Annotated in this window: 8 protein-coding genes; 3 read left to right on the plus strand and 5 right to left on the minus strand. The window is 41.0% G+C overall.

Features of this window, described 5'->3' with window-relative positions; translation table 11 throughout:
• Window positions 1-79: 79 nt before the first annotated feature.
• The 3 genes from tyrR to phhA form a co-directional block, all read right to left on the minus strand.
• Complete coding sequence (gene tyrR / locus Q4533_RS16360) at window positions 80-1,618, minus strand: transcriptional regulator TyrR (RefSeq protein WP_102437737.1); 1,539 nt, start codon at window positions 1,616-1,618, stop codon at window positions 80-82.
• A 203-nt stretch (window positions 1,619-1,821) separates the two neighbouring features.
• The gene (locus Q4533_RS16365) at window positions 1,822-2,160 is read right to left on the minus strand and encodes a 4a-hydroxytetrahydrobiopterin dehydratase (RefSeq protein WP_102437739.1); all 339 of its coding nucleotides are present in this window, start codon (window positions 2,158-2,160) and stop codon (window positions 1,822-1,824) included.
• Window positions 2,161-2,242: 82 nt separating this feature from the next.
• Window positions 2,243-3,046, minus strand: coding sequence for a phenylalanine 4-monooxygenase (gene phhA, locus Q4533_RS16370; RefSeq protein ID WP_303503348.1), 804 nt, complete (start codon window positions 3,044-3,046; stop codon window positions 2,243-2,245).
• A gap of 407 nt (window positions 3,047-3,453) precedes the next feature.
• On the opposite strand from phhA, the gene galE reads away from it, so the two are divergent.
• The 3 genes from galE to Q4533_RS16385 all read left to right on the plus strand — a co-directional run bounded on the left by galE (window position 3,454) and on the right by Q4533_RS16385 (window position 5,706).
• A complete protein-coding gene (gene galE, locus Q4533_RS16375) occupies window positions 3,454-4,467 on the plus strand; it encodes a UDP-glucose 4-epimerase GalE (protein ID WP_303503350.1) in 1,014 nt (337 codons plus the stop codon).
• Between the two features lie 119 nt (window positions 4,468-4,586).
• Window positions 4,587-5,081: a ferredoxin-type protein NapF gene (gene napF, locus Q4533_RS16380; RefSeq protein WP_102437745.1), complete on the plus strand. Its 495-nt coding sequence runs from the start codon at window positions 4,587-4,589 to the stop codon at window positions 5,079-5,081.
• 196 nt (window positions 5,082-5,277) lie between these two features.
• The gene (locus Q4533_RS16385) at window positions 5,278-5,706 is read left to right on the plus strand and encodes a polymer-forming cytoskeletal protein (protein WP_303503352.1); all 429 of its coding nucleotides are present in this window, start codon (window positions 5,278-5,280) and stop codon (window positions 5,704-5,706) included.
• A 170-nt stretch (window positions 5,707-5,876) separates the two neighbouring features.
• On the opposite strand, the gene Q4533_RS16390 is transcribed toward Q4533_RS16385, so the two are convergent.
• Entirely contained in the window at window positions 5,877-6,569 is a 693-nt protein-coding gene (locus Q4533_RS16390) for a DUF2982 domain-containing protein (protein WP_102437749.1), read from the minus strand.
• Complete coding sequence (locus Q4533_RS16395) at window positions 6,562-7,362, minus strand: ElyC/SanA/YdcF family protein (RefSeq protein WP_102519035.1); 801 nt, start codon at window positions 7,360-7,362, stop codon at window positions 6,562-6,564. The genes Q4533_RS16390 and Q4533_RS16395 overlap by 8 nt, the downstream gene beginning before the upstream one ends.
• Window positions 7,363-7,736: the final 374 nt, after the last annotated feature.

Genomic DNA, 7,736 nt, shown 5'->3' on the forward strand with positions numbered 1-7,736 from the left:
GTAAACCTCAAAATGCCAGTGGCTTACTGACATTTTGATGGCATGAAATCGTTACACTAAAAATAACCGCTACGATTAATTAACGTTTTTTAGATATTTTGTAGTCGCGCAGCTTGTTAGCAATAGCGGTATGAGAAACACCCAGCTTTTTAGCTAATTGACGGGTACTTGGATAAGCTGGATATAAGCGCCTTAATAAGCTTGCCTCATATTCTTTCATGGCTTGATCTAAGCTGCCTTCAAACTCTTCATCAAAGTAGCCAAAGCCTTCAGCATAAGAAGGTAACTTAAGTTGCTCAACGGTTAGTTCTGCCGAGCCATCCCACATCGATACCGCTCTAAAAATAGCGTTTTTAAGCTGACGCACATTACCTGGCCAGGCATAGGTGAACAAGTAGTCCCGACATGATGCTGAAATACGTCGTAATGGACTCGATAACTGCTGGCTATAATGCTCTAAAAACATTTCAGTGAGCGGAATAACATCCACTTTACGTTCACGGAGCGACGGCATGTGATAACTAAGTACATGAATGCGATAGTAAAGATCTTCTCTGAATTCACCTGATTGGCACAGTTCTGCCAAGTTCTTTTGGGTAGAACAAATTATACGTACATCAGCGCGCACTTCTTCATCGCCGCCAATGCGTCTAAAAGTGCCATCTTGTAGTAAACGCAATAGTTTTACTTGAGCAGCTTTTGACATTTCGGCAATTTCATCTAAGAAAACAGTGCCACCTTTCGCCTCTTCAAACAAGCCACGTTTTACCACTTGGCCATTTGACACAAAGCCAAACAATTCTTCTTCTGCCACGCTATCTGGTAATGCAGCGCAGTTAATAGCAATAAAGGCGTGCTCTCGGCGCATACTGGCATCATGGCTCGCTTTGGCCATCAACTCTTTACCAGTACCCGTTTCACCAGTTATTAATAACGGTGCATCCAGTTGGGCCATACGTTTGGCTTGTTTAAGCACATCTTTCATTTTATCGCTAACGGCCAACACATTATCAAAGCCTGTGGTTTGATTTTGCAGCGCATTAAATTGCTTACCGACACGGGCTGGTGATTTTAGCGACACCACCGCGCCCGCTAAAATACTGGCATTGTTTTCATCAGGTAAATAGATAGGCAGCATTTCGGCTAAATATTCATTATTACCAATTTGCACCCGAGTGGCTTGCGCTAATACAGGGGCTTCAGTTAACCAGCGAGAAAAGTTAAATCCTTGCACCCAATGATTAAGCGATTCATCAATCACTTCATGCTCTTGCATATTAAGGGTTAATAATGCGGATTCATTAACAATACGAATACGGCCTTTAGCATTAATTGAAAAAACGGAGTCTGGCAGGGTTTGTAATAAGGTTTTGAGCGCGTAATGTTCTTGCTCGGAGGGCATAAACGATACGGTACGAACATCATGGACGCTTTCTACTTTGCGAATTAAAGGCATTAATTCACTTAAGGTTTCAAAGCCAATTTCGGCAAACTGTAGGTACAAAAAGCCTCTATTGCTGGCATCAATTGCAATTAAGTTAATGCCATAGTTTTCTAGCACTTCTAGAATATCTTTCGCAAGGCCGATACGATCTAAACAACTGACTTCCAAACGCATAAACAACTATTCCCTATTATATTGTTTTCTGGAATATCCGAGGACTCGATTCTGACCATGTCAGGGTGCCCTTCTTAATTTGTGAGCGATACGTTAAAAGGTTATCGGGCGCGTGGCAAGTGTTGTTTACAGCATAATTGTAACAGAGGACGTGCTAAAACAGGTTACGTTAACGTAACCTGCTGATATAATTAACTAAGATTTTAGTTAATTAACTGGTCGGTTTTCGCCGCCATAATGAAATCATTCTTATGAAGACCTTTAATGGAATGTGACCACCAAGTCACTGTCACTTTGCCCCATTCAGTTAAGATCCCCGGATGGTGAAAATCAGCTTCAGCAACATCAGCGAGTTTATTGGTGAATTCCATCGCCAGTTTGAAGTTTTTAAACTTAAAAACTCGCTCTAATTGATTAATACCATCACGGTTTTCAACGGTCCACTGGGGTACCATTTGACTAAATTCAACCAGCTCTTGCTCGGTTACTTTTGGGGCATCTATTTGGCAAGCCTCACATTTTAGTTCGGATAAATCTGACATAACAGCTCCTGTATTATCACACTAGTTTAATCTAGTGTTTATATTATTAATGTATAAATGAATGACTAGTTTTAACGAGTCCCTAAACGGCTATTGGGTTGGGTTTTGGGGCAAATTTAGCCGCAAACAAACCTAGCTGCCGTGCTTTAGCGACTTCAGCCATAATATCCATTCGAGTGATTTCATCTAAAAAGTCGATATTGTCGATAACGTAATAAATCGGCTGCATAATATCTATTCGATATGGGGTTCTCAGCACATCCAGTAGCTCAAAAGGCTTACGCTCCGGTTTATCACTTAATGCGTATAAGGTTTCACCTGGCGAGCTTAATATACCGCCACCATAGATATTAAGTTGATCATCTTTGGCTTTCATTAAACCAAACTCGACCGTAAACCAATATAATCTCGCTAAAAACACCCGTTCTTCTTTAGATGCCGCCAAACCTAATTGGCCATAAATATGCGAAAAATGTGCAAATGACGGATTGGTTAATAACGGGCAATGACCAAATATTTCATGAAAAATATCAGGTTCTTGTAGGTAGTCGAACTCTTCTTTTGAGCGAATAAAGGTCGCCACAGGAAACTGCTTATTGGCCAACAATTCAAAAAATTTACCGAATGAAATAAGTGCCGGCACACCTGAAGTTTGCCAGCCTGTAGATGCAAGTAACACCTTATCGATTTCATTTAATTGCGGTACCCGATTCGTGGGCATAGCTAAAGCATCAAGGCCATGCATATATGCCTCGCAAGCTCTGCCTGGCATATTGTTCACTTGGCGCTGATATAACTGATGCCAAATGTCATGTTCTTCATCGGTATATTGGATGTAACCCTGACTATCAGGGATCTTCGCGGTGTAATTTGTTACTTTGCTCATAAGTGCCACTTTACGTAAACTTCACTCCCTTCATAGTGTGCTAAGGATCACATTTTGTTAACTGCTTGGGGTTTTATTCTTCAGTGATTTGACAGTACAATTCGTAAACAAAACGCTACATTAGCAGTTTCTACTAAACTTAACTTAATAAAATTAGTCATATAAACTGCCACCTTTAAATTACAAAGTGGCCAACAACTCATCTCCCGATTCTGTCTTAAGTCAATGGATAAAACTTTTAAGCTTTAAACAGGTTAAAGCTTGATACCTTTTTTAGTGAGCTTGATAACTTAAGTAGAATAAAATCCAAGCAATTAACTCGCTTTACTTTGGCGCTATAGTTAAACTTTTAAGTAGACTGTCATTTTTGCATTCAATTTTATGTCATCCACAGTTAAGGACATTTCATGGCAATTTTAGTCACTGGCGGAGCCGGATATATAGGAAGCCACACTGTAGTTGAACTGTTAAATGCTAATCAACAGGTTATCATTGTCGATAATTTATCCAACGCCAATGTCATCGCCTTATCTCGCATTGAACAAATTACCGGTAAAAGCTGCATTTTTTATCAAGGCAGTGTGCTAAATAAAGCGCTATTACATAAAATATTTACTGATCATGTCATTGAATCAGTAATTCATTTTGCTGGTTTAAAAGCGGTGGCTGATTCAGTGTGTAAGCCATTGCAGTATTATGAAACTAATGTCACCGGCACAATAATTTTGTGCCAAGTCATGGCGGAACATCAGGTGAAAAAGTTAGTTTTTAGCTCTTCAGCTACGGTATACGGCATCCCTGATGGCTTGCCTATTAAAGAAACCGATTCAACCGGAGCCACGAACCCTTATGGTCAGTCAAAGCTGATGGTGGAACAACTACTGGCTGACTTACATACTGCTGATAATCAATGGGATATCACTATTTTACGCTACTTCAACCCAGTTGGTGCTCACCCAAGCGGACTGATCGGTGAAGATCCTAGCGATATTCCGAATAATCTTATGCCTTATATATGCCAAGTGGCTGTGGGCAAGCTAAAAGAATTACAGGTGTTTGGTAATGATTATCTTACCCCTGACGGCACAGGTGTACGAGATTACATCCATGTGGTTGATTTAGCCCAAGGCCACCTAAAAGCATTAGCTAAGCTCAACAGTAATTCAGGCATTGCCACCTACAATTTAGGCACAGGCCGTGGGTACAGCGTTATCGAAATTATTAATACCTTTGAGCAAATAACCGGTAAAGCGATACCCTATTGCTTTAGTGCTCGTAGAGAGGGCGATCTTGCGGCATACTTTGCTGACGTGTCTCACGCGAAAACGGCATTAGATTGGCACGCTGAGCTGTCCCTTGAAACCATGGTTGAATCTAGCTGGCATTGGCAATCTAAAAATCCTGACGGCTACCGAAGTTAAGGGGTTAGTTGACATAGCTTTTTGAGCCTATTTATTTAAGCCCTGTAGATATTTACTGGCTAACTTTAGTCTCATTAATGTTAGCCTTGTTATTGTTAGCCAAAAATAGTGGAAGAAGTATGAGTCAGTCAGTCAATCACAGCCGCAGAAACCTATTTCGCAGACGTAAAATTGATGCCCAAAGACCGCCTTGGGTTAAGTCTGATATTGAGTTCACTGACGAATGTACTCGCTGTAATGCTTGCATCGATGCCTGCGAAACTAAGGTAATCATTAAAGGTGATGGTGGTTTTCCTGAAATATCATTCACAAACGACGAGTGCACATTCTGTCAGCAATGCGCCACAGTATGCAAAGAGCCCATTTTTGATCTTTCTCAACTCACGCCTTGGAACATAAAAGCCGGCGTCAATGACAGCTGTTTAACCTATCAAGGCGTATGGTGTCAAAGCTGTAAAGATGCCTGCGATCCCGCAGCAATAAGCTTTAAGATGGCCATTGGCCAAGTACCCAAACCTATGATTGATCTTGAGGCTTGTACAGGCTGCGGCGCTTGTGTTGCCCCCTGCCCATCAGCTTCTATCAGTGTCATTGAGCTTAACGTTACGAGTTAATGCTGTTTTAGCTAAGCTGTATCAATAAACTGTGTCAATAAGTCTTGGTAGTCAAAAAAGTCTTAATAGTCAAAATTTAATTGTTTTTTTTGCGATTAATTGTCGCTATATTAAATGTTAAATACTAACAACAAAATAAATTTAACCGCATAATTATCCTGGTCATTGCGGTCAAAAATGCATAAAGAGAGCGAATATGTTTAGTAAAAAAAGTCCCACAAGTAACCTGAGTTTTATTGCCAATGATTGTGAATTAAGCGGTAATATCAAAGTTAACGGCGACGTACTTATTGCAGGGAAAGTTGATGGCGAAATTCGCGCTTCTGGTAACATAACGGTTGAAGCTACTGGGGTTGTCACCGGTGGTGTTGTTTGTGTGGAAGCGACGGTTTCTGGCTTAATGACAGGTAATATTAATTGCGAAAAACTCACCATTAGCAATACCGGAACTTTTGATGGTGAAGTATATAGTAAGCGTATGGAAATTTTAGATAACGGCCAGTTCCTTGGTTATCGAAAAGCTTACGATAAACAAAGCAAAGCATTAGAAAATAATGAAAAATTGGTTTCCACTGTTGAAACTGAAAAAGAAAAGCCTCAACTCACTGCAGCTGTATCGGCATAGTCAATTTCAGCGTTTGGCTTATCCTTCATGAATATCTAAAACGAATGCCAAACATCGACGTTTGGCATTCGTTCGATAAGTTATTATTTAATAATTAAACACATCTCTTTTTGTAAGCACTTTTAATTAGCGCTTTGGCTATAAGTTAGCAATATCTACAAATAATCGCTTTAGGGCTTAATAGATTGCTGCTGCCATTGCCGCAGTAAGCTGACAAACTCCGCTGGCGCTCTATCTAGGCTATCAATAGATAAATAAAGGTGAAACCCTAGTTGAGCATCTAAGGTTTGGCAGCGATGGCCAAACATGGCTAATACGCCACGATAACGCTCACCATTAACCACTAATGGGGTAAATTCAGCGCCGACATAGGTTTCAAGGCTTTGTAAGTCTTCATCTTGAGTCGCTGCTGTCATGAGTAACGGCCGCTGCTCAGTCAATAACCCGGTGGCTAACCTTGGGGAGATACAATCTAAAATCGGATTGATGTGTTTGAGTTTAATGCCAATATACGGCAGTTCAATTAACTCAAGATTTTGGGTCACCCGTGACACGTCAATACGCTGCACATTATCCCAAGCTACGTGCACTGTGCCGCGGCCATGATAATAATCAAATCCTGCTGCAGATAATTTAAAACTGGCTTTCGGCTGATTTATTTTGGCAACACCTAGTACCAGCCCTACACTGCCAACGGCAAAAAACACCATACCGACACCAAATAGGCTTTTGTTGTTGATAAATAATATCAAGCTGATAAATACCGCAATGCCACCAGCAATGGTTAAACTAATGCCGTTGCGCTTATTATGCGGCGCGATAAACAATGGCTCTGAGCGCTCATGTTGGCTGGGATCAGACATCAGTTAATAATCCTTTTATGGTTAGCCATAACATGCCCACATACTCGTGAATTGCACGCTGGGATATATACAGATTTTCAGCACTAAAGCGCCACCAATAACCCGGTGAGCTGATAAAATTAGTCGGCGCGGCGATGGGGTTTAAATCAAGTGTGGTAAAAATCTTCATTGAGCGCGGCATATGGGTGGCAGAGGTAACCAATATAAAAGGCTTATTGGCAATTAACTCAGCCATAGATTTAGCTTCTTCAATGGTATCTAGCGCATCAGCAAACGTCACTATTTGGCTTGCTTGCACGCCCAGCTCAATCGCCGCTTGCTGCATAATTTCAGCATGGGGGGTTGGCGTTAAGCCGCCACTCCAACCACTGACCACCAACTGGCAACGATTATCTGCAAGTTTTAGCTGCCTTACGCCTTCTGATAATCTTGCTAATGCTGTCGATGATAACTGCTGCACCGCAGCTCGATTAGCATTTTCAGTGTGACCTGAACCCAGCACCATCACATAACAGGCTTGCTGCGCATTAGCGACAGTACCCGATTGATAAACGAGGGTTAACGGGGAGTTATTCACTGGGTATTGAGACTCTAAACTGGCTGCTAACCCTGCACTAAATTGCGAATTACTCAGTAGCAATAAAATAGCGAAAGCCGCGATTAAAGCGCTTTGCCCTAAGGTTTTCAATCGCTGGGATTGGCTGCGGAACACAAATATCGCCAATAACAGCAGTAATAATGTCAGCGGAATAGGCATAACCAATTGAGATAAGATTTTTTTAAGCCAAAACATCGAGATACCCAGTTTTTAATGAAACGATATTTTAACTTGTCACAGCCAAGATTACTATTTGAAGTGTTAGCAAACTGCAATTAAGCCTGCGTGTTGGCTTAAGGGAATGTCGCCTTACATTAAAGTTTGAAACGTTTATCGACTTAAAACTGCATTAACTTGTTATCAGTAAGGCCGCAAAACACAATAAAGATTTAAATTTTTGCTTTACCGCATGACGCCAAAGCGAACAAACGAGACAATAAAGACAATAAAGACCGAAACTCATTTTTGGACATTTCTGTTTTAGGAGATGTCTGTAGTGGCACACTAATTTTGGCCACCTAAATAGAGGTGATATTATTGCCTCGTAGACAACTTTAGGTGAGCACATG

It is taken from the genome of Shewanella sp. 6_MG-2023, from assembly GCF_030547195.1.
Classification (GTDB): domain Bacteria; phylum Pseudomonadota; class Gammaproteobacteria; order Enterobacterales; family Shewanellaceae; genus Shewanella.

Excerpts from the sequence above, each read along its gene's own strand:
- tyrR (WP_102437737.1), bottom strand. The coding sequence starts at position 1,618 with ATGCGTTTGGAAGTCAGTTGTTTAGATCGTATCGGCCTTGCGAAAGAT.
- Q4533_RS16365 (WP_102437739.1), bottom strand. The coding sequence starts at position 2,160 with ATGTCAGATTTATCCGAACTAAAATGTGAGGCTTGCCAAATAGATGCC.
- phhA (WP_303503348.1), bottom strand. The coding sequence starts at position 3,046 with ATGAGCAAAGTAACAAATTACACCGCGAAGATCCCTGATAGTCAGGGT.
- galE (WP_303503350.1), top strand. The coding sequence starts at position 3,454 with ATGGCAATTTTAGTCACTGGCGGAGCCGGATATATAGGAAGCCACACT.
- napF (WP_102437745.1), top strand. The coding sequence starts at position 4,587 with ATGAGTCAGTCAGTCAATCACAGCCGCAGAAACCTATTTCGCAGACGT.
- Q4533_RS16385 (WP_303503352.1), top strand. The coding sequence starts at position 5,278 with ATGTTTAGTAAAAAAAGTCCCACAAGTAACCTGAGTTTTATTGCCAAT.
- Q4533_RS16390 (WP_102437749.1), bottom strand. The coding sequence starts at position 6,569 with ATGTCTGATCCCAGCCAACATGAGCGCTCAGAGCCATTGTTTATCGCG.
- Q4533_RS16395 (WP_102519035.1), bottom strand. The coding sequence starts at position 7,362 with ATGTTTTGGCTTAAAAAAATCTTATCTCAATTGGTTATGCCTATTCCG.